The organism is Enterococcus sp. DIV0774, from assembly GCF_050539095.1.
In the GTDB taxonomy this organism is placed as follows: domain Bacteria; phylum Bacillota; class Bacilli; order Lactobacillales; family Enterococcaceae; genus Enterococcus; species Enterococcus faecalis.
In genome coordinates, this window is sequence record NZ_CP172923.1 from 2,382,671 (window position 1) to 2,404,500 (window position 21,830).

At 38.4% G+C, this 21,830-nt stretch carries 17 protein-coding genes; 7 read left to right on the forward strand and 10 right to left on the reverse strand.

Annotated features, from left to right (window positions below; genetic code table 11):
* Positions 1-12: 12 nt before the first annotated feature.
* From allC to sylA, 5 genes are all read right to left on the reverse strand, one after another.
* Positions 13-1,236, reverse strand: a complete 1,224-nt coding sequence (gene allC / locus IGL86_RS11520; RefSeq protein ID WP_033625272.1) for an allantoate deiminase — start codon at positions 1,234-1,236, stop codon at positions 13-15.
* 181 nt (positions 1,237-1,417) lie between these two features.
* Entirely contained in the window at positions 1,418-2,782 is a 1,365-nt protein-coding gene (allB, locus tag IGL86_RS11525) for an allantoinase AllB (RefSeq protein ID WP_033625271.1), read from the reverse strand.
* The gene (gene allW / locus IGL86_RS11530; protein ID WP_033625269.1) at positions 2,783-4,279 is read right to left on the reverse strand and encodes an allantoin permease; all 1,497 of its coding nucleotides are present in this window, start codon (positions 4,277-4,279) and stop codon (positions 2,783-2,785) included.
* Between the two features lie 593 nt (positions 4,280-4,872).
* Entirely contained in the window at positions 4,873-5,385 is a 513-nt protein-coding gene (locus tag IGL86_RS11535) for a GNAT family N-acetyltransferase (protein WP_002399070.1), read from the reverse strand.
* Between the two features lie 18 nt (positions 5,386-5,403).
* Positions 5,404-5,856 carry a transcriptional regulator SylA gene (sylA, locus tag IGL86_RS11540; RefSeq protein WP_002383314.1) on the reverse strand — a complete coding sequence of 151 codons (453 nt, stop codon included), beginning with the start codon at positions 5,854-5,856 and terminating at the stop codon, positions 5,404-5,406.
* Between the two features lie 192 nt (positions 5,857-6,048).
* Between sylA and IGL86_RS11545 the strand changes: the two genes are divergently transcribed.
* Entirely contained in the window at positions 6,049-6,741 is a 693-nt protein-coding gene (locus IGL86_RS11545; RefSeq protein WP_033625267.1) for a hypothetical protein, read from the forward strand.
* A gap of 164 nt (positions 6,742-6,905) precedes the next feature.
* Here the strand turns inward: IGL86_RS11545 and IGL86_RS11550 are convergent, their stop codons facing one another.
* Complete coding sequence (locus IGL86_RS11550) at positions 6,906-8,567, reverse strand: SulP family inorganic anion transporter (protein ID WP_002396652.1); 1,662 nt, start codon at positions 8,565-8,567, stop codon at positions 6,906-6,908.
* A 176-nt stretch (positions 8,568-8,743) separates the two neighbouring features.
* On the opposite strand from IGL86_RS11550, the gene IGL86_RS11555 reads away from it, so the two are divergent.
* Positions 8,744-9,811 (forward strand): choloylglycine hydrolase family protein, encoded by a 1,068-nt coding sequence (locus IGL86_RS11555; protein ID WP_002367364.1) that lies wholly within the window; start codon positions 8,744-8,746, stop codon positions 9,809-9,811.
* Positions 9,812-9,914: 103 nt separating this feature from the next.
* On the opposite strand, the gene IGL86_RS11560 is transcribed toward IGL86_RS11555, so the two are convergent.
* Both IGL86_RS11560 and IGL86_RS11565 read right to left on the reverse strand, forming a co-directional pair.
* Positions 9,915-11,327: a glycoside hydrolase family 1 protein gene (locus IGL86_RS11560; RefSeq protein WP_010713756.1), complete on the reverse strand. Its 1,413-nt coding sequence runs from the start codon at positions 11,325-11,327 to the stop codon at positions 9,915-9,917.
* A complete protein-coding gene (locus IGL86_RS11565) occupies positions 11,320-12,621 on the reverse strand; it encodes a PTS sugar transporter subunit IIC (RefSeq protein ID WP_033625266.1) in 1,302 nt (433 codons plus the stop codon). Before IGL86_RS11565 ends, IGL86_RS11560 begins: the two co-directional genes overlap by 8 nt.
* A gap of 111 nt (positions 12,622-12,732) precedes the next feature.
* Between IGL86_RS11565 and IGL86_RS11570 the strand changes: the two genes are divergently transcribed.
* A complete protein-coding gene (locus IGL86_RS11570) occupies positions 12,733-13,485 on the forward strand; it encodes a MerR family transcriptional regulator (RefSeq protein ID WP_010713754.1) in 753 nt (250 codons plus the stop codon).
* Positions 13,486-13,531: 46 nt separating this feature from the next.
* Here IGL86_RS11570 and IGL86_RS11575 read toward each other — a convergent pair whose 3' ends face one another.
* Both IGL86_RS11575 and IGL86_RS11580 read right to left on the reverse strand, forming a co-directional pair.
* The gene (locus IGL86_RS11575) at positions 13,532-14,740 is read right to left on the reverse strand and encodes a chloride ion channel protein (RefSeq protein ID WP_033625263.1); all 1,209 of its coding nucleotides are present in this window, start codon (positions 14,738-14,740) and stop codon (positions 13,532-13,534) included.
* Positions 14,741-14,947: 207 nt separating this feature from the next.
* On the reverse strand, positions 14,948-16,606 hold the full coding sequence (locus tag IGL86_RS11580; RefSeq protein WP_049095613.1) for a PucR family transcriptional regulator: 1,659 nt from the start codon (positions 16,604-16,606) through the stop codon (positions 14,948-14,950).
* 127 nt (positions 16,607-16,733) lie between these two features.
* Between IGL86_RS11580 and IGL86_RS11585 the strand changes: the two genes are divergently transcribed.
* The 4 genes from IGL86_RS11585 to IGL86_RS11600 are packed head-to-tail and all read left to right on the forward strand — an operon-like array spanning position 16,734 to position 21,773.
* Positions 16,734-17,600 (forward strand): DUF2877 domain-containing protein, encoded by an 867-nt coding sequence (locus IGL86_RS11585; protein ID WP_033625170.1) that lies wholly within the window; start codon positions 16,734-16,736, stop codon positions 17,598-17,600.
* Entirely contained in the window at positions 17,578-19,137 is a 1,560-nt protein-coding gene (gene fdrA / locus IGL86_RS11590; RefSeq protein ID WP_033625257.1) for an acyl-CoA synthetase FdrA, read from the forward strand. Before IGL86_RS11585 ends, fdrA begins: the two co-directional genes overlap by 23 nt.
* Positions 19,124-20,548 (forward strand): DUF1116 domain-containing protein, encoded by a 1,425-nt coding sequence (locus IGL86_RS11595; protein WP_002407867.1) that lies wholly within the window; start codon positions 19,124-19,126, stop codon positions 20,546-20,548. Before fdrA ends, IGL86_RS11595 begins: the two co-directional genes overlap by 14 nt.
* A 43-nt stretch (positions 20,549-20,591) precedes the next feature.
* Positions 20,592-21,773, forward strand: coding sequence for a hypothetical protein (locus IGL86_RS11600; protein WP_002367380.1), 1,182 nt, complete (start codon positions 20,592-20,594; stop codon positions 21,771-21,773).
* The last annotated feature ends 57 nt before the right edge of the window (positions 21,774-21,830 follow it).

The following is a 21,830-nucleotide window of genomic DNA, read 5'->3' on the forward strand; positions in this document are numbered from 1 at the left end:
TCCTTTTCTATCTTATTTATACGCTAATTCATATAAGGTATCTGCTAAAAGCTTGACGCCTTCAACCAAATCTGGAAATGCCGTTGCTTCTGCTGGATTATGACTAATCCCACCAATACTTGGCACAAATATCATCGCTGTCGGGTAATGGGGCGCAATAATTTGCGAATCATGCCCAGCACCACTATGCATCATACGATACTGATACTTGCCTTCTTTGGCTTTTTGTTCAATAACTTCTACAATTGCTTGATTCATCGGTACAGGGGCTTCATCCATCCAGCGGTCAATTGCAATCGTCAAGCCTAATTCTTGAGCAATTGTCTTCATCCGTTCTTCTAATTCACCTGTAAAATGTCGTAAAAAAGCAGCGTCGGTATGACGGCAGTCAATTGTAAATTCCACTTCTCCAGGCACCACGTTGACTGTATTGGGTTTCGGAATGACTTTGCCGAATGTTAAAACTAACGGATCCCCAATTTCGTTTGCATGATCAATGGCTTCTGCACAAATTTTAGCAAAGCCATATACCGCATCATGACGGTAACTCATTGGCGTAGTGCCTGCATGATTGGCTTGCCCTTTTAAGGTAACCGTGTAGCGACGTTGCCCTACAATACTATGAACAACACCGACTTGGAGCTTTTCGTTCTCTAAAATATTGCCTTGTTCAATATGAATTTCGACAAATGCTTCAATGTCCTCACGTCTTGTTTGCTCCTGCCGAAAATCAAAGCCTTGGCGATGCATCTCATCAACAAACTTTTTGCCTTCGTTGTCAGAGATGTCGACTACTTCTTCACGTTTGGCTTCACCAACGACATTTTTGCTTCCCCAGAAAACCGTTGGAAAACGACTCCCTTCTTCTTCAGCCATGGAAAGCACTTCTAGAGAACGCCGTGGTTTCCCATATTTGTCTAATAAATATTGAACAGCCGTCATGGAAGCAATAACACCATATTGACCATCTAAGGTCCCACCATTAACTACTGTGTCGATATGTGACCCAGTTAAAATCGTTTCCTGAGGAAATTCCGTTCCTGCCACTCGACAAAACAGATTCCCGACTTCGTCAAATTGCGTTTCCAGTCCAAACGCCTCAGTTTGGCTTTGCACATACTTTTGTGCTGCCAACCACGAATCTGTATAAAGTAAGCGTGTCATCCCTCCTGCAGGATCACTCCCAATTGCTGACAACTCTTCGATTCTTTGTTTTAAAACTTTTTCCAAGTCCATCACAAAACCTCCTGACTGATTACACTCTGATTGTAAACGTTTCCCTAGCTATCTTCATTGTACTCATCAAACAAAATTAAGCCTTTTTTTGTGCAAAATAGCCAATGAACATCCTCTAACTCGTGGACAGAGGTGCTAATTCAATCACGCTTCTGTCCCTTTACATTTCTAAAATAAGTGTTTAATTTTTGATAAATACGCCGTTAAACGCCTCGGTTACTCCAGTTTCTTGTGCGTAAATTGTTTCGCCTCTTAAAATTGTTTGAATCACTTGGGCCCCAATTTCACGACCAATGTAAGGACTAATTTTATTTCGGTATTCTAAATCTTCTGCTTTTAAGATATACGGCGCATTAGGTTTAATTAGTACAAAATCGGCATCCTTACCAATGCTGATGCGGCCTTTTTGCGCTAAGTGATAACGGTCAGCTGGGTTTGCTGCAATCATATCCGCGAATTGTTTCAAGGATAAACCACGTTTTTGGACGGCTTCATCGAATAACACATCGACGTTATTTTGAACACCAGAAATGCCGCCCCAAGCTTCAAAAGCATTGGTTGTATCTTTTAAGTCTGGCGTACAAGGAGAATGGTCAGAGGTTACAAACGCGATGCCGCCTGTTTGCACGTGGTTCCATAAGGCGGCTTGTTGATCCGCGTCACGAATCGGCGGCGAACATTTGACAAATGGACCAATGGCATCAAGTTCATCCGTAGTAAAATATAAATAATGCGTACATGTTTCACAAGTCACATCTACCCCTTCTGCTTGGGCTTTCAAAACTTCTTCCACGCCTTCTTGACAAGCCACATGACAAATATGAATCCGACAACCTGTTTCTTTGGCAAATAAAATGGCTTTTTGAATCGCTTCAACTTCGGTAAACACAGGACGTGTAGCTACATATGCCGCTAAAGTCGTTTCACCATTTTGATAAGCTAACGCGCCTAATTTATCCGTAATTGGCGCATTTTCTGCATGGATTGCTAGCACTTTGCCAGTCTTGGCGACTTGTTTCATTCCTTCATATAGTGAATAATCGTCGACATTTTGAAAATCTCCTTCAATTGAACGATCGCCGCACGTTCCTAAAAAGCATTTATAGCCGGAAACGCCTCCTTCATCAAGTTCCTGAATCCCGCCAGCCAAGTTGGTCGGGACCACGCCGCCAAATGACCCTACATCTACTTTTAGTTTATTTTCTCCTGCCTTGTATTTGATCTCAAGAGAGGTCTTATCCACAGTTGCTGGAATCTGATTTAAAGGCATTTCCATAAAGGTCGTCACGCCCCCTTTAGCACAAGCGGCCGTTCCTGTGACATACCCTTCCCATTCATCGCGGTAACCACCACCAGGATCGGTAATATGAACATGAGCATCCACCATCCCAGGACTAACGACTAAACCCGTCGCATCAATCACACGTTCTCCTGACAAGTCTTGCCCAATCGCTACGATTTTTCCTCCTTGAACGGCGACATCCGTAATGACTTCTCCAGTTTCTAAAATAACTAACCCGTTTTTAATCACTAACTCTGCTTGCATTTATTTTCCCTCCTGATAAGCTGTTTCTTTCACTTTTTTTGAATCCCAAGTCCATTTTTTTAACACTAAGTACAGCACAAAACCTGTGGTAAAGCCCACAAACCACGAAATATCAGCAATGATTTTAACCTGTGGAATAAATTGACCACTTAAGGAAAGAACCAACGCCAGAATAGTAGCGACATACGCCGGTTTGTTTAATCCGTAAAAAGGATTGGCTTCCTCTTTTTTGTGTTTATCTACGTATAAAGCATTTAAATCAATTTGTTGCTTTTGAACAAAATAATAATTCGCAATCATCACACCAGCGACTGGTCCTAAAACAGCCCCAATTGCGTTCAGAAAAATAAAAATACTATCGGCGTTTTCCATCAGTTTCCAAGGCATAATGAGAAAGCTAATAACACTGGCAATCATGACGCCTTTTTTATACGTCATTTTTTTAGGAAACAGCGCCGCCAATTGATAACCTGCCGGAATGATGTTCCCTGTTGCATTCGTTGAAATAGTCGTTAATAAGAAAACCGACATGGCTAAGACCACCACTGCCACATTATCTAAACGATCAATAATGTTTAAAATATTCCATTCTTGAATCCCAAAATACAGCGAACCACCTAACAGAATAACCACACTGGAAAAAGCGAAAATCCCATAACCAACAACTAAACCTGCTGTTTGCCCCACAACCTGAGCACGTGTCGAGCGCGCATTCTTAGTAAAATCCGCCACACTCGCACCAGGTGCTGACCAAACGGCCACAACCGAGTTAAAAATAATCAGATACGCCACAAGTGGATTGACTGAACGAATCGCACCAGAAACTTGATAAGACAAAATTGGTGTTAAACCGCCCCCAGCTCGAATGGCCCAAATCGTTAATCCAATAATAACGACATAAATCAACGGACTTAAAATGGCGGTAAAACGGTTCAAAATTTTGCTACCACCGAAACCTATTGCCACATTTAAGAGCCAGAAAAGAGTAAACGCCATTAATTCAGGTAGCCTGAGACCAAAAAACTGGAATGATCCACCAATTTCTAAAAAGTTCGGCCAAAATTTCCCGAGAATAATTAATAAAGCCAGCGATCCTGTAAATGTTTGCAGACCAAACCAAGCAATCGCGGCCACACAACCTCTTAAGAACCCTGGCAGTTTTGCCCCGAGACTGCCGTAAGTAGACTGTAAGTGCATCGCAAAAGGAATGCCATATTTAGAGCCAGCCACGCCATTCAAATTCATGAAAGTTGCTACAATGAATGAGCTTAACACAACTGCCAACATAACTTGCAGCGGCGATAAACCTAAGAAAATAAAGCCGCCCACTGCTGCATAATTCGGGATATTATGAATCGAACCCATCCATAATGTAAAAAAATTGCGCGCGCCCATTGTCCGTTGTTTCGGGCTACTTGGCAACAAATCCTCATTGTAGCCACGTGCTTTCAGCGCTGTTTCTTCTTGAGCTGTTACTTGAGACACATTTTTCTCCACGACAAACTCTCCTTTTTATTAAAAATTTTTTTCTATTAAAACACCCTGCCTTCTCTTTTTTGTCACTTTTGCACAAACATGCGTACTACTCTCATCACACAAATTGTAAGCGCTTTTTATAACAACAATCATTAGTTACCCCAACTAAATAACAAACGATTCTTTGTTCACTTTGAACGAAAAAATAGCAACCTTTTTTATATCGTCCTCTCACTCTAGAAAGTAAGAAACAAATCTTTTTATTCACATATTATGTACAAATTCTCTTTTCCAATGCTAAAATACGCTTATTATTAAAAATGACATAAATAAATTATACAGTTAAATGAAATCCAACACAACATTTTTTAACCAAATACACACAAAACAGATAAAATGAAGTGGATTTTCAGGAAGAGACCCATCCTGAAAAAAGACACTGACAAAAGAGTTTTCTCACAAGATCGACAACTTTTCACAGATTCAAAATCTTCTTTTTCAATTTTTACGTTTTTAAAAATAACATTTTAAAAATAAAAAAATGCTTAATTTTAATCAAAAAATAAACAAAGATTTCTGATTTTATCAGAAATCTTTGTTTCTAAATTTTCTTGCTATAATTCCTTTAACAAAATAAAATCCGTCTGTTCATCGTCTCCCATAAAAAATGAATGTTGACTATAATAGCGGTAGCCAATCGTTTTATAAAATGCCCGCGCCGCATCATTGTGTTCCCAGACACCTAGCCACAGTGCGTTTTTACCAAATTCACGAGCTTTCTCTTCCGCCAGTTCTAACAATTGTGTCCCCAGCTTCTTTCCTTTAAACGCAGGCAAAATATACAATCGCTCAACCTCGAGCTTTTCTGGCCCCATCGGTTCCGTTTGTGCCGTCTCACGATTTAATTTCATGTAGCCAGCTAATTGATTATCGACAAAGATAAAATAAAAGTCAGAGTGGGGATTAGCCAATTCCTTTTGTAATTTTTCTAAATTGTAGGCTTCTACTAAATAGGCTTGCATATTTTCTGGGGTATTATATGGTCCAAAAGTATCTGTATAAGTTTCAATGCTGATTTCTTGTAACGCTGGTGCATCTTCTATTGTTAATTGTTTTATTTCTCCCATCGATCAGTCGTCCTTTCCTTAATAATTTCGAGTGTTCCCTTTTTTGACAAATTCCCAATCTTCGCTGACATTTTTACGCATCCGGACTAAGTACTCTGCCAATTGTGAAATTTCCACTTCTGACAAGCCTTGCAAAGCAACTTGATTCGAGTGTTGATTTTCGCGCACAATGATTGGATAAACGTTTTTCCCTTTTTCTGTGGCATAAATCCGCTTAATTTTTTTGTTGCTTGCATCTTCTTGACGATAAATGAAGCCTTGTTCTTCCAAACGCTTAATCGCCCGCGCCGCTGTGGTTCGATCAACTTTAATCAGTTCGGCGATCTTTTCTTGGATAATTCCAGGATTTTCACAGACCCTGACCAAATAAAGATATTGTCCTCGTGTTAAAGATAATTCCTTAAATTCAATATTACTGATTGAATCTAAGGCCCGCGCAATCATGCCAATTTCTCTTAAAATATCTGTCACTAGGACACTTCCTTTCGCTAATATTTTATGATTGTCATTACTTTAACTTATTTTTGTTGCAAATGCAACAAAAATAAGTATAAAAACTACAGATTTAAACAATTTGAGCATTCGTGAAAATAAAATAATTATTTCTTTTGTTATATTAACAAGTAAGATAAAATTAGTTATAGCGTCTATAGGAGGAATAGTATGAAAAAATTATTTTGTGTTATTTTAGTTATTTTTTTAACAGGTTGTAGTTCTCAAAAAGCGAATGAACCTAAAAAACAAGAAAATTCTACCAATCATACAACATCAATAAAAAGCAGTACTAATCATTACAGTTCTAGCACAGAAACAAGCTCTAATAATAAACTAAAAGAAACTTCAGAAAGTGCCAGTACCACTCAGGCTTCGGCAAAGTCTAAAAATGAAGTATCCACAAATGTCGAAGAAGCAAATTCTTTAGAAGCAACACCTTATGCTGTCGATCTTAGTAGTTTAAACAATCCACTCGTATTTAATTTTAAAGGAATGAATGTGCCAACTTCAATTACGTTAGAAAACTTAAATTCAACACCAACTGCTACCTTCCGAACTAAATTGTTTGGGGCTGAAAATGGTCAAGTGAAAGAAGCCATTAATAAATATGAGCTATCTATAAATACAATTCCTACAAAAGAGATTAGAATATTCTCGGCGGGCGATAACAGTATTCGCACCGTTAAAGTAAATACAGAGTTAATTTTAGGAACTAATATTTCTTCAAACGATGAACAAAATAGATCGGGTACTTTATACTTATTCAACAATAAAAATGGTTCGATATCTTTAATCACTCCTAACTACACAGGCAATGTTACGGATGATCAAAAAGACGTTATGCTAGAAGTAATTCAATAAATAACCTAAAAAAATAATAAAGAGAAAACTTCATACTGAGAAGTTTTCTCTTTATTATTTTTTAGGAACTCCTCTAGAAACTCGTTTTAGTCCCCACTTATTTTTCTTATTTCTTCACCCATTAAGCACGCAATAGAAAATAGAACATTTCATTTGAAAATGAATTATTGTTCTGCAACATGCACCGTTTGTAAAAATTCTGCGACTGAGAAATGGTATTCTTTCTCTTGATTTCCTTGAATGGTTCGAATCATTTTTTCAACTTCTGGTTGCAGAGCGGCAAATTGAACTTGTTGTCCACGACCTTCTGCTGCAAGACAAAATTCTTCTAAAATATCTAACGCCGTACTATCAATGCTAGGAACTCCTCGCATTGAAAATACTACACCACTTTTTGTTTCCAATTGCAGTAACGTTTGTTTCAATCGTTCAGAAGACATGAAAAATAACGGGCCACTCAAATAAACCACCACCCAATTTTCCGTACAATCGGTCGGTACTAGCCCCATTCTTGACCAATCAACTTCCTCGACATTAATCGTAATCACGGCACTTTTCGCAATGAAAAACAGGCAACCAGCTAAGACCCCTAAAACAATCGCTAAACTCAAGTCAAAAATAACGGTCGCTACCATCGTTAAAAAGAATAAACATAAGGCTGTGTGGAAACGTTTCTGGAAGAATTCTTTAATCACCGACCATTCATTCATTCGCCACGCTGTCACCACTAAAACACCAGCTAACGCAGGCATGGGAATTTTAGACATGACTGGCGATAAAAGCAACATCGATAACAATAAAAAGACTGCATGAAAAATACCCGCTAAACGTGTTTGTGCACCAGATTTAATCACTACGCTTGTGCGGGCAATCGCTGCTGTCGCAGGAACGCCACCGAAAAATGGCAAAATTAAGTTACCAATTCCTTGTGCCACTAGTTCCTGATTACTGTCTAATGGTTTCCCTGTCATGCGACCAGCCGAAGCGCCACAAAGCAAACTTTCAATCATACCTAACATAGCAATGCTAATTGAAGGCACCAAAATATCCTGAAACGCACTTAATTGAAGCGAACCAAGTTCTAAACGTGTATCACTAAAAATACTTGTCGGAATTTTCCCTACAGTGGCCACTGGCAGTTGAAAAACCACTGTTGCTAACGTAGCTAAAATAATCATCACCAATGAAGCTGGTATCATCGCATTCCACTTTTTCGGAAAGAATACTAATCCAAGCACCACTAAAATCGACATCACCGTCGTTGGTATACTTAAATCAAAGCCCAATGAACGATAACTGCTGATTTTCTCAATTAAATTGTGGCCTTCTGAACGAACCCCAAAGAAATTATCAAGCTGCCCCAACGCAATAATAATAGCAATTCCTGAAGTAAACCCGGTAATGACCGGTGACGGAATAAAAGAAGTCAAGCTCCCTAAACGCAAAATCCCTGCCAAAAGCAAGAAAATCCCCGCCAAAAAGGTGGCCAACAAAATCCCTTGCATGCCATGCACTGCCGCAATTGACATTAAAATAGCTGCCATCGCACCTGTTGGTCCTGAAATTTGATAAAATCCACCCGAAAGGCTCCCAATCACAATTCCAGCGATAATCGCCGTGATCATGCCAGCTGCTGCAGTGGCGCCGCTAGAGACCCCAAACGCTAACGCTAATGGCAACGCGACGGCTGCGACAGTCAAACCTGCCAAGAAATCTTTTTTCAATTTTTTTTGATTATACCCTTTAAATTCATCCCTTATCATTTGTGTGTACTTTTTAAACATTCGCATCCTCTTTTCATGAAATTTCCATTCTAAAGATATCATATTTTCGGAAAGATAATAAGGTGTTTTGTGAAGGAAATCGCTAAAAAATTTTTTTCACCTCATTTAGACAAAATTGTCTAATATTTTAGGAATTTAGCCACCGCTGTTTCCTAGAGTATGATATGCTTAACTAGTAAACAGGCTTCACAAACTTACATTAATTGGGGGAAACTATTATGTGTACAGGCATCAAGATTATTTCCAAAACAAATGATATTTTTTATGGACGTACGATGGATTTTACGTTTGACTTTTTTGGCAACGAAGATCCAATTGCACCAAAAATCCCTACTCTAATTGCTCAATTTCCAAAAGGTACAGTTCTAAACAGCCAACTAAATCCTTGGACGGCAAAATATGCCTTTATGGGACTAGCAATGTCAGGCACAGATCAACCAGCGAACGATGGTAAAACCGTCAGCCTTGCTATCACAGATGGTATCAACGAAGCCGGCTTATCTGGTGATATTCAATATTTAATGGAATCTTCAACAGCACCTGCTGAAAGTTTAGCAGATCGTGGTTTAACACCTCATATTGCAGAAGAAGTACTTGCTTATATTTTGAGTAATTTTGAAAGCGTTGACGAAGTAAAAGTAGCTTTTGAAAAAATCGGCCTGTTAGATCAAAAATTCCAACTTGATTCATTGGGGGAAGTTCATTTCACCTTACACTGGACCATTAATGATAAAAATAATAATAGTATCGTTTTGCAACCAACAGATAACGGAGCGTTCGTCATTTATGATTCGATTGGCGTAGTCACAAACAGCCCAGAATACAATTATCATTTAACCAATGCACGAAACTATATCGGGATGCGCAACTATGCTATTAAGGAACCTTACACTTTAAAATCAGGCGCAACACTTGACCCAATTGAAGGTGGGACTTCTTACGGACTATTAGGAATCCCAGGAGACTTCACTTCGCCGTCACGCTTCATTCGTGCGTTATACTATTCTGACAATCTCCAAGAATTTGATAGCTCTGAAGGGATTATGCAACTCTATCGCGCCTTCCAAACAGTGATGATTCCTCGGGGGATTGGCCATTTAGGTCAAAGTAATTCTCTGTCTGATTTCACACATTATTGGTCAGGATATGATGTGACTAATTTAACCATGTATGTCCAACCAGAAAGTACTACCTCATTTACAAAATACACTTTGGATCCAGCTTTAACAGAAGTTACTACTTTTGCTGTTTCTAACGAGCTACTACTAACAGATTTAAATCAATAAAAACACAAACAACGTCTCTGACCAGGTACTTAGTCAGAGACGTTATTTCGTTCATGCGTTTAGTTGTTCAGTTATTTTATCATACCACTCCGGAAAATAGAGCTTACAACTCTGCACCATTGGACTCAATGATCTTTTGATACCAGTAAAAAGAGGCTTTCTTTTTTCGAGCCAGCGTCCCCTGACCTTCATCATCTAAATCTACATAAATCAAACCATACCTTTTACCAATTTCTCCAGTTGAAGCACTAATTGAGTCGATGGCACTCCAGACGGTAAAACCAATTACTGGCACACCATCTAAGACAATCGCTTGTTTCACTGCCAGCAAATGTTGTTGTAAATAATCAATGCGATAATCATCATAAATTTCACCATTTTCTGAACAATGATCAACTGCTCCTAAGCCATTTTCAACAATCATAATTTCTTTCTCATATCGTTGATACAAACGATTTAAACTAATCCGCAGTCCCAGTGGATCCACTTGCCAGCCCCATTCAGATTGCTCTAAAAATGGATTTTTCCCTCCTGTTGCCATATTTCCTGCTGCTGTTTCTGGTGCAGTAGTCCAACTCATATAATAACTTATACTAACAAAGTCCACCACACCTTCTCGTAAGTCTTGTTCATCTTCTTCTGTAATAACTAGTTGGACACCCAGTTGCTCCAACATTTTTTTAGCCCACGGAGAATAATATCCTCGAATCTGAATATCACCAAAATAATAGGTTTCCTCATCATCCATCATTGCTTGAAAAACAGATTCAGGGTGACAATTGTGCGGATAAGTCGGGCCATACATAAGCATTGTTGCAAAACGATAGTTACTTGAATATTTCCGACCTAATTGAACCGCTTTTGCACTTGCTACTAACTGATGATGCGCCATTTGGAAAATTTCTTGATAATTTTCCGTATGAATCCCAGTAGAAAAATAAGGCATATACGTAATAACATTAATCTCATTAAACGGAATCCAATAGCGGACACGATCACTGAATCGTTGAAATAGCGCTTCACAAAAGCGTAAATAGAACGTAATGACTTGGCGATTTTTCCACGAACCATATTTTGTCACTAAATTTTCTGGTAAATCAAAATGTGAAATCGTTATAATTGGTTCGATTCGATGACGCTCTAGCTCGTCCAAAATTTTTTCATAAAATAATAAACCTGCTTCATTAGGCCGTTCCTCTTCTCCAGTTGGAAAAATGCGTGACCATTGGATTGAAAATCGAAGACTTTTAAATCCCATATCAGCGAACAGTTGGATATCTTTTTGATAACTTTCATAAAAGCCAATCGCTCGATGAGAAGGATAGTATTGATTTACATCCACTTGTTGAGTTATTTGACGTTTCTCCCCTTTTTTACAACGCAAAGCTAAATCTAAATTACTCAAGCCTTTTCCGTCACGGTTATAGGCACCTTCTACTTGAGTAGCAGAAATTGCACCACCCCACAAAAAATCATTTGGCATACTGCTCAATTGTTTTTTTTCACTGCTACTCATTTTCTTGTTCTCCTGTCGCTAAGGTCTGCTCTTCTTTCACTGCTCGTTCATCAGCCATACGGAAAAACGGATAATATAACAACGTCAGAGCAATTACCACAGCAATCATTGCCAACCCAAAGCGAATGCCGCCATAGAAAGTTTCTGCAACAACTGGTGGTGTCACCCAAGGTAATTCAACCGTTGGATTATAGTAATTTAAGAAACCAACTTTATAGAATAAATGTAACACCAAACCACCGACAGCTGTTGAACTTACCAACGGAATAAAGAAAATAGGGTTCAGCATAATCGGAACACCGAAAATCAATGGCTCATTAATATTGAAAATACTTGGTACAACACCTAATTTACCAAGGGATTTGTATCGTTCTGATTTTGCTCTTAACATACAAAAGGCTAAACCAATCGTATTCCCAGTTCCGCCAACCATAATAATACTAGAGAAAAACATAATTTCTGGATAAGGCAACGCTTGACCAGCAATAAATGCATTAATATTAGCTAAAAAGACTGGCGCCATCACAGCAAAGAAAATATTAATAATTGGACTTGGATGAATACCAAAAAACCATAATAGATTTGCTAGTGTAAAGACTACAATAACCGTCATTGGTGATTGGCCTAATGATGCAATTGGTTTACTCACTAACTCGGTCAAAAAGCTCATCGCATCCCCCGAACCAGTATATGTGAAAATAGCTTTGACTAATAAAGCTACCACAAAAATTATCATGGCTACAAAGGTTGGACTTAACGAATCTGTCACCATCGTAGGAACGGAATCAGGTAATTTAATTCGTAAAAATTCTTTTTTCATTAAATAACTATATAACATAGTTACACCTAAACCGACTAGAATAGCTACAAAAATCCCGTCAGTCCCAATTGATGCTGTTTTAATGACAATTGTTTCTTCTCCACCTAATTTAACGGTAAACTGTGGTACCAAGATCAAGAAAAATGCCAAAGATAATATAACACTAGTGATGGGATTTTGTTTTTCCATCTTCGCAGTTTCATACGCAATGGTACAAACAATGTAAACAGCGTACAAGCCACTGGTCATAGCAATGACTTCTTGAATGATTGGAGCTAACCCAATGGATGTTAAAAATTCTTGCCAAATTGGAATAGGAAAATTCCCTACAATTGCGATAAAAGCAACCCCTAAAGAAACGGGTAAAACAGCCATCATCCCATTAGTTAGTGCTTGAATGACCTTACTTTTTTGCATTCTTTCAGCGATTGGACCAATAAACTTTTCTAAAAAACGTTGAAACTTATCAAACATACAATTCTCTCCTCTTTCTAATTTACGTTGAGTATACACCTTAAAGTTACTTCAAGGTAAAGCGGTTTTATAAACTAATTTTGTGTTATACTAAAATTGAGGTGAATGCTGATGAACCAAGACCATCTTTACTCGCTAGAAACGATTGCTTCCTTGTTGAAAATTCCTAAGTCCACATTGCGCTATTGGGAAAAAGAACGGTTGATTCATTCTGTTCGAGGCGATACAAATGATTATCGACAATACACAACAGAACAGCTGATTGCTATCTGTGAAATCAAGTTTTATCGCGACTTAAATTTTTCCATTAAAGAAATTAAAAACTTATATACCAACCCATTATCAGATACCCAGAAATTACTAGAAAATGCACGTCAAGATTTAGAAGAACGCATTACACAGTTAAAGCAAATCCACAGAAACTTAATCACTTATCAACAAAAATATGAAGAAGTCAGCCAACTACAAGAGGAAGTCTTGAAAGAAGAAATACCGCCGTTTAAAACTCTTTACTATTTCCACCCTGCTAAAGCAGAAAATCTTTTGCTTTACTTAAATGATCCAAGTATTTTAGGCTTTGTTTTATCACCAGATGAACAAACTATTGAACATTTTTCAACGACTAATAAAGACAGCGCCGCTTTCCCTTTAGTCTTACACTGGGAATTCGATGCTTCTAAAAGCTACTATAGTCAACTGATTCGTATAGAAGAAAGTAGCAATCAGTTGCAGCCACAACAAATTCAGAAAAATCTGATTTACTTACAAGAACAAGGCTATCAAGTCCATCAACTATTGGGCCGCTATCTGCTTTCAAAAAAACATCAAGATTACTATCAACTATGGTTTGAGTGTTCTAATTAGAAAAACGTCAAATCGGCTTAATCCCCTAAGTCGATTTGACGTTTTTCTAGTTACTCTTAATAATTTTATTTTTCAATAGCCATTGTAAAAATAACACAAGGACTACAACTGGCCAAAGCGTGATTGGGAAAAAGAGCCCCACAAAAATGCCTGGTACAAGAATCGTCCCTAAAATCTGGGTTGTTAAACTCGTAGCAAAAATTGCGACAACAAAAAGCGAGTCAATTGTTGGGAAAAATTGTGCGACCGCAAACCCGATTAAAATAGCTGAAAAAACGACGGGAAAAATATCGCCACCTATCCAACCTGTCTGTAAACAAACTTGTAAAAATACTAGTTTCATTATCGCAGCGACCACCAAGATATACCAGGCTTGTTGACTACCAAAACTAGGAACTAAATGCATAAAAGATTGTCCTGAAAATAGTAATCTTGGCATTAAAATAACAAAAAGAAAAATACAGGCTGCGCCTAAACTTACCAGTATGCTTTGCTTTCCTTCAAATGGTTGGCATAGTTTAGCCAGAGCAGCTTGCAACCATTGATAGGCGTTACCAATCACAAAAGCAGTTAATAAAGCGGGTAAAATCAGCCATAACGAAGCCGTTTCAATTTTTCCAGTTCCTAACTTCGTAATAAACGATGGGTGTCCCACCAATTTCATTAAAAAGGTAAACACCACCAACCCGTTCACAATAAATAACCCGTTCATCACTTGTTTCAGTTTCTTTTTATCCGCAGGAGCGAGCATCGTATCGTAGCGCTGAACAAACTGTTGCGGATGCAGCAAGCGCTGGATTTTTGTCCTAAATGCTTGCTGTTCTTGCTCGTCATAATGAAAATAAAGGTACCGTAACTTATCAGATTGCCAGACTGACAACGAAATAATCGCTCCCAGCAATGCGGCTTCAGGACCGACACCAGCCCCGAAAATTAAAATTACCAAGGCGGCCAATAAATTTCTAAACACACCTGAATAATCGACCGATTGTTTCGCCTTCAATTCTGTCAGCGCCTCGTGCGCCGTTTGTGGTACTTGTCCGAAGCGTTTCTTCAGATAACTCAATACCAACGCTCCTAGCACACACAAGACAAAATAATAGAGAATTGGCCATTTCATTTGCGCTGGCAACACCTCCCAGAGCAGAGTCGTTAGCTCTCCTTCAATGATTAAAAACGCTCCTGAAATTCCCGCGATGATACTACTTAAAAATAACCCACTGACGATAATTGTCCACATTTTTCTGTTACGCATACTTCCTCCAAATGATAGTTGTTTCTTTTATAGTAGCAGATAGTTAGTGGTTTGTGTTTGAAGATTTTGGGAAGGATTTATTTTTTTGAAAAAATTGAGGTTATGAAAAGATTCCATTTTTTATTGATTAAATTATCCTTCTTGTATAATCGTTTCTTTTAGCTATATATATTCCATTAAATTAAAAACCGCCACTTATATTGCTTCTTAAGTTCCCACAAACAACGCCACTTCCAGTGCCAACAAGTCCACTTCCTTATCAAAATCCAACAGCACTAGCTGTTCAATTTTCTCCAATCGTTGTAACAAAGTATTACGATGAATAAAGAGCTTTTTGGCTGTTTGAGACAAGTTTCGTTTTGATTGAAAATAGACATTCAGTGTATGGACAAAGTCGGTATGTTGCTGTTGATCACTTTTCTGCAATGGTTGAAGATATTTGTTTCTGAGGGTTGCTTGTCCTTCTTCTAAAAAATAACGTTGTAGTGTCTGTCTAAAATGAAAATTCGCGTAGGAAGCAATCCTCATTTCAGGTTTTTCTGCAATGAATTGACGTTGAAAGGCTAAAACGTCAATCGCTTGTTGATACGATTCATGAATCTGGGTCAGACCTTGAATCTTAGGTCCTATTGTTAGGAAAAGTTCCACATCTTCTTGTACTTTCATTAACTGATTTATGCTACTTTGCGCTAGGCGTTGCATCATTTTCAGATAATCGCCTTCTTTTTCAGGTGGATCGTCAACTAATAAAATAAAGGAACTATCAATTTCAATACAAACAATTTTTTGTTTATCCCCTAAGATAACTTGGTTTAGCTGGTTACCTAAAATAGACATTCTTTCTTGCCTTTGGCGTTCATTTAAGGTTAATGAAATTAGCAAAATCGCATAGGGCTTATCTATTGCCAAGCGATAATATTGTTGAAATTGTTGGAAGACAGCTTGGTCCCTCTTTTCATGCGCAATCAGCTTAAAAAATAATTCGTTTCGTTGTTGGTATTCTTCAAATTTCCGTGAGTATTCCAATTGCAATTGTAAAAGTAAGTAATGAGCTGTGATTTTAAAATGAGCCACGTCGACTGGTCGTAATGGAGCCAAGGTGTTCCAGACGAGTAAATAATATAAAATAACATTTTTCTTTTTAATTGGATAAATTTCAATTGGCACCACTTGGTTCTGGAGTTTCAACTGTAAATGAATCGGTTCTTGATAAAAGCGTAATAATGGATGACTTTGTTCCAGTAATTGTTTTTGGAACTCTGAGGTTTCTTGTCTATCTTCTAAAATGCTAGAAATACGAATTGGATTTTTAGGCAAGTCAAAAAAATTAACTCCTTCAAAGTGGTCATTCAATAACAAGACAGGATTTTGAATGGTTTCTGCTAGATCCTGCAGCAAATGAAAACTGCTACTTCCCGTTTCTAAGATTTGATAAATTTTATTATGCAATGCGGTTTCTTGCGCATTCATGTCAAATTGTTCTAACGTGACACGACTTTTCAACACGTCAGCAATTTGCGAAAAGGTGTAATTGTAAGGAATTGCTAAAATAGGTACATTCATTTCATTTGCTAGTTTGATTAGGTCTGGTGGAACTTCTTCAAAATAACGTTGGGTTTTAAATCCTAAGGCAGCACAATGGTGTTTGGCTAGTTCTTTCAAAAAATTTTTCTGTAATTTCCGATCATCTTTAAATATGTACCCTGTCGTTAACAGCAGCTCACCTGCTGTTAGCCAATCTAAAATATCAGGATTTTCTAAAATATTGACTTTTAAAATCGGTTGGTCCTGATTTTTATGTCCTGCCACTAAGGTAATGCCAGGTAATTCTTCTAACGTTAATAAATCACTCACTTTTAACATCATTTATCCTCCCAATGTACAAATTGTCCATTCAAACTTGTAAATCAATGTCATTTTTAGCAATTGTTTAGCGTGCTGGATTCTTTTATTATGAAGTTGTGAAAGCGCTATTAAAAAGGAGGTCGTTGGAATGACAAAAATTTTAGCTTATGACCAAACGATTTTATCGAAACTCCCTCATCAAACATTGACTAGTTTGCAATGTTTTACGCACGCTATTAATTATGGTCATGTAGACACCCAAGAAATTCTCTTGACCATTTCAACGCATCCCGAACATATAGCACCTAACACGATTATACTCGATGAAAAAAAACTTAGCCATTTCGCTGATTTACCTGTCCAAATTGAGCCCCTGTTTATCCGGTTAGGCCGACGACAATTAACCCTAGCCGATGCCCAAATTTGGCAACCAACGCCACTTTATTTAACACCCAGTAAAATAAAGATAGCTATTTTTTTAACGTATATTCAGCAAACTCGTTTCAATCCTTGGCAAACGCTTTTTCCTGCTTCGTCGTCAACCTTTCTTTTTGATTCTTATAGTCGGACCCAGATTCAAAAAGAAATGGTTCATTTTCAACAAGCTTGGGAGCAAAAATCTTTTAAAATAGCTCTTGATTGTTTAACGAAGATTTTGGGATTGGGGATTGGTTTAACTCCCACTGGCGATGATTTTATCACAGGATTACTTGCTAGTTTTTCTGCATTACAGCAACTTCCCTCGAATTTCCAACAGCTGGCTGTGCTAGCCAAGGAACGAACGAATGCGGTCAGTTATGCGGAAATCCATGAAGCAGTGAACGAACAGTTTTCTCAGCTAGTTCAGCGTGTTTTTTTATCAATTGAAAGTGGAAATACAAACGAAATGGCTCAAGCAGTTTCAGCTTTAGAGGAGGTGGGCTCAACTTCAGGAAGCGACATACTTTGCGGCATTATTTTTGGTTTAAAACTATTTTGTGAGGAGAATAATCATGACAATTCAAACAGTAATTAAAGAGAACGCCTATTTTGATTCAGTTACTTTAATGACCATTTCAACACGAGCCAATGAACTGGCTGGAGTTAAAACTGCAATGATTGGGATGGGAACCGACATGAATCTTGAAGTGATTCGGAATGTTGGTTTATATACACCCGCCTTGGATCATGTTACAACAGGTGATTTATTAATTGTTTTAGATCTTGATGACCAAGCGAACTCAGAAGAAATTTTACAGCAAGTCGACGAGTTATTTACGAAGAAAAAGAAAACCGCTTCTTCTGAAGTAACATATAAGACGTTAGATTCAGCCCTTCATGAAGAGCCTGATGCCAACTTAGTTGTAATTTCTGTCAATGGAAAATTTGCTGCACGAGAAGCGCATAAAGCTTTAGATCAGCAAAAACACGTCATGCTCTTTAGTGATAACGTGACGGTTGACGAGGAATTAGCGTTAAAACAAAAAGCAAACGAAAAAGAACTGTTTGTGATGGGCCCTGATTGTGGAACAGCGATTATTAATGGCGTTGGGTTATGTTTTGCTAACGAGGTACGTTCAGGAGATATTGGAATTGTCGGCGCTTCTGGTACAGGTAGCCAAGAAGTTAGTGTTCAAATCCATAAATATGGTTATGGGATTTCACAATTAATCGGTACTGGTGGCCGTGATTTGTCTGCTGAAATTGGTGGGCTGATGATGCTTGACGGGCTGGATGCTTTAATGGCTGACGAACAAACTAAGGCAATTTTGCTTATTTCTAAACCGCCTGCTCCAGAAGTAACAGAGAAAATTTTAAAAAAATTAGCTGTTTCAACTAAACCAGTTGTTATTTATTTTATCGGCAGTGAACAAACGGAACGAAAAATAGACAACGTCACTTTTGCTACTTCTTCTCTGGATGCAGTTCAAAAGGTGATTCAATTTAGTCAAACACAGGAAGCGGAAACCAGCCTCTATCAAAATCCGACAGGCGCAACGTTAACAGCTATCCAACAGCAACAAGCCCCTTCTCAAAAATTTGTTCGTGGGTTGTTCTGTGGTGGCACTCTTTGTGATGAACTTTTATATGCTTTAACAGAAGTCTCTGATGATGTTTATAGTAATATTCATAAAATTCCTGAACGACAATTAGCAAATCCTGACCACAGCCAAGCACATACATTGATTGATTTCGGTGATGATCGTTTCACAGAAGGCCGCCCACATCCAATGATCGATCCGACTTCTCGGATTACTCGCATTCTTCAAGAAGCCAAAGATCCTGAAGTGGCGGTTTTAGCGTTAGATTTTGAATTAGGTTATGGTTCTCACGAAAATCCCGTTGGTGTGTTAGCAGAGGCGTTAAAGGAAGCCAAAGCAATAGCGAAAGCAGATGGTCGTGAGTTAGCCATTATTGGCTATGTTTTAGGGACCGAAGAAGATCCACAAGATATTCATGAACAGCGGAAAATTTTAGAAGATTTAGAGGTTCTCGTTGTCGACAGCAGTCATCAACTTTGCGAAGCCACCAAAACTTTTGTAAAAGGAGCGAACGAACATGAGCAGAAATGATCTTTTTAAACAGCCTTTAGATACGATCAATGTAGGCATTGACTTTATTCATGAAGATATGAAAAAACAAGGGATTCCTTCACATCAAGTAAATTGGGCACCGCCAGCCAATGGTGACCCAGAGCTATTGAAATTATTGGATCAATTAAAAAATCCAACACTTTATGAAAAAATCCAACAAGCCAACGAAGAAGCGGTTACCCGCATTATTCAATCAAAACCTATTTTAGTAGGATTTGATAAAGCAATTAATGTCATGCCCGATATGACTGAAACGACCATTTTACATGCTGGGCCACCCATTACTTATGAAAATATGTGCGGACCGATGAAAGGTGCCGTTCAAGGAGCGCTTGTTTTTGAAGGATTAGCAAAAGATCTAGCTGATGCCGATCGGGTTGCTCGTTCTGGCGCAATTACGTTTTCTCCTTGTCATGAACATGATGCCGTTGGTTCTATGGCTGGCGTGACTTCTCCGAATATGTACGTTCATATTATCAAAAATGAAACGTACGGCAACACGGCTTTTACTAATTTAAGTGAACAATTGGCGAAAGTTTTACGATTTGGTGCAAATGATCAATCCGTCGTGAATCGTCTGATTTGGATGCGCGATGTTTTAGGTCCATTACTTCATGATGCCATGACTTTTTGTCCAGAAGGCATTGATTTACGCTTAATGCTTTCGCAAGCCTTGCATATGGGCGATGAGTGTCATAATCGCAATGTAGCTGGAAGTACGTTGTTAGTCCAAGCATTAACACCTTACATGGTTCAAACTGATTTTTCTCGTGAACAATTAAAAGAAGTATTTGAATTTCTTGGCAGTTCTGACTATTTTTCTGGTCCGACTTGGATGGGTGCCGCTAAATGTGCGTTAGATGCTGGGCATAATGTGGAGAATAGTACAATTGTCACCACCATGTGTCGCAACGGGGTCGAATTTGGAATTCGTGTCAGTGGGATTGGCGGAAATCACTGGTTTACGGGGCCTGCCCAACGGGTGATTGGTCCGATGTTTGCTGGTTACACACAAGAAGATGCTGGTTTGGATATGGGCGATAGTGCTATTACAGAAACGTATGGTGTTGGCGGATTTGCTATGGCAGCTGCACCAGCAATTGTCCCATTAGTTGGCGGAACAGTGGCAGAAGCATTGAATTATTCAAAAGAAATGCTGGAAATTACTACGAAAGAAAATCCCAATGTCACGATTCCTGTTTTAGATTTTATGGGGATTCCTTCAGGCATCGATGTCTTAAAAGTCTTAGAAACAGGGATGCTGCCTGTCATTAATACTGCTATTGCTCATAAAGAACCGGGGATTGGTATGATTGGCGCTGGATTGACTAATCCGCCAGCAAATGTCTTTAACGAGGCACTAAAAGCTTTAGTAGCTAAAATAAACTAATTTCAAAAACTTAGTAAAATGTCATTTTTTTTGGAGCGATCATATGAAAAATAAATCGATCAATTACGAAGCCGTTTTAGCTCTTGTTGTAAAAATTTTTTTGGGAATGTTCCTGTATTGGATCATGAATGGCTTTCGACATGTGTCTAACTTTTTTCCTTACAATGACGTAGTTACCAAAGTGAATCAGCAGGGATTTTACAAATTTATCTATTTTGTTATGAACTTCACGGAAGGGGAATTTTACGGTGGACTTTTTACAACGTTTTTCTTACTAATCGGCGGTCTGATTGCTTGGCAACTTTATCGAAAAAATTCAAAATGGCAGGGATTTGCAATTGCTGGTGGCTCTGGTGCTTGGCCTTGGGTACTTGCTTCTCAGCTACTTTCCCTCTTTTTAACTATTTATGTTTTTGATTTTACACGCTTTTTTACAAAAGAAGTGTTGTGGTTACCAACGTTTATTGTGGTGGTCGGCACGCCGCCAGCTTTAACGCTCGTTTATGGTCCTGGCTGGAAAAAATTAGGAACGATTTCTCTGTTGAGTGCGCTTTTCACCTTTCCGTTTGCCAATTGGCTGAATGCGCAATTGATGCCCCTTTTAAATGTACCTGGGACAGTTTCCAACGTTACCACAATGGCTTTTGTTGGCTGGATTGTTTCAGCCATCTGTCATCAACTTCCTTGGATGGTTCCTTCTGTTGCACCAATCGCTCAGAAGCGGCAAAAACAACCTAAAATTGAAAATACGCAAACCTTTCAATGGTCAATACGACGCACTTTTGCTGACTTCTCCGAAGCTTGGTTTTATGGAAATGAGTTAGTTGGAGGTTTGGTAATTCTAGGCGTTTTAACAGATTGGTTTGTCAATATTAATCATATTACAAATGGTTCTGGCTTGGTTCCTGACATTTTAATGGGACAAATGATTGCTTCGGCTGTTGGTGTTTTTCTTTATCGAAAACATTTCGCTGAAGAAGGTTGGTATCCAACGTTTATGCCACTGGTCAGTATTGTTCCTGGTGTGATTTTAATGATGGGTGGTGGCTTTTGGCTTTCCCTGACCATCGCCGTTTTAGCAGGAATCAGTGCGGCCCCTGTCGGTAGCTATATTGCTAAACGATTACCTCCGTTTGTTCCTGGTGCTGTCGGCTTTGTATCAGGAATGGCTGTTGTAACCATTTTATTGTCAGCCGTTTTGCATACATTTGATATTTTTGTATAGTGAATAAAAAGAAGCGAATGACGATTCGCTTCTTTTTTTAATTGACCAATCCCCTTT

Coding starts and splice junctions, on each gene's coding strand:
- IGL86_RS11565 (WP_033625266.1), bottom strand. CDS start 12,621: ATGTTTGATAAGTTTCAACGTTTTTTAGAAAAGTTTATTGGTCCAATC.
- allB (WP_033625271.1), bottom strand. CDS start 2,782: ATGCAAGCAGAGTTAGTGATTAAAAACGGGTTAGTTATTTTAGAAACT.
- IGL86_RS11585 (WP_033625170.1), top strand. CDS start 16,734: ATGACAAAAATTTTAGCTTATGACCAAACGATTTTATCGAAACTCCCT.
- IGL86_RS11535 (WP_002399070.1), bottom strand. CDS start 5,385: ATGGGAGAAATAAAACAATTAACAATAGAAGATGCACCAGCGTTACAA.
- IGL86_RS11570 (WP_010713754.1), top strand. CDS start 12,733: ATGAACCAAGACCATCTTTACTCGCTAGAAACGATTGCTTCCTTGTTG.
- IGL86_RS11580 (WP_049095613.1), bottom strand. CDS start 16,606: ATGATGTTAAAAGTGAGTGATTTATTAACGTTAGAAGAATTACCTGGC.
- IGL86_RS11560 (WP_010713756.1), bottom strand. CDS start 11,327: ATGAGTAGCAGTGAAAAAAAACAATTGAGCAGTATGCCAAATGATTTT.
- IGL86_RS11555 (WP_002367364.1), top strand. CDS start 8,744: ATGTGTACAGGCATCAAGATTATTTCCAAAACAAATGATATTTTTTAT.
- IGL86_RS11545 (WP_033625267.1), top strand. CDS start 6,049: ATGAAAAAATTATTTTGTGTTATTTTAGTTATTTTTTTAACAGGTTGT.
- IGL86_RS11550 (WP_002396652.1), bottom strand. CDS start 8,567: ATGATATCTTTAGAATGGAAATTTCATGAAAAGAGGATGCGAATGTTT.
- fdrA (WP_033625257.1), top strand. CDS start 17,578: ATGACAATTCAAACAGTAATTAAAGAGAACGCCTATTTTGATTCAGTT.
- IGL86_RS11600 (WP_002367380.1), top strand. CDS start 20,592: ATGAAAAATAAATCGATCAATTACGAAGCCGTTTTAGCTCTTGTTGTA.
- IGL86_RS11595 (WP_002407867.1), top strand. CDS start 19,124: ATGAGCAGAAATGATCTTTTTAAACAGCCTTTAGATACGATCAATGTA.
- allC (WP_033625272.1), bottom strand. CDS start 1,236: ATGGACTTGGAAAAAGTTTTAAAACAAAGAATCGAAGAGTTGTCAGCA.
- IGL86_RS11575 (WP_033625263.1), bottom strand. CDS start 14,740: ATGCGTAACAGAAAAATGTGGACAATTATCGTCAGTGGGTTATTTTTA.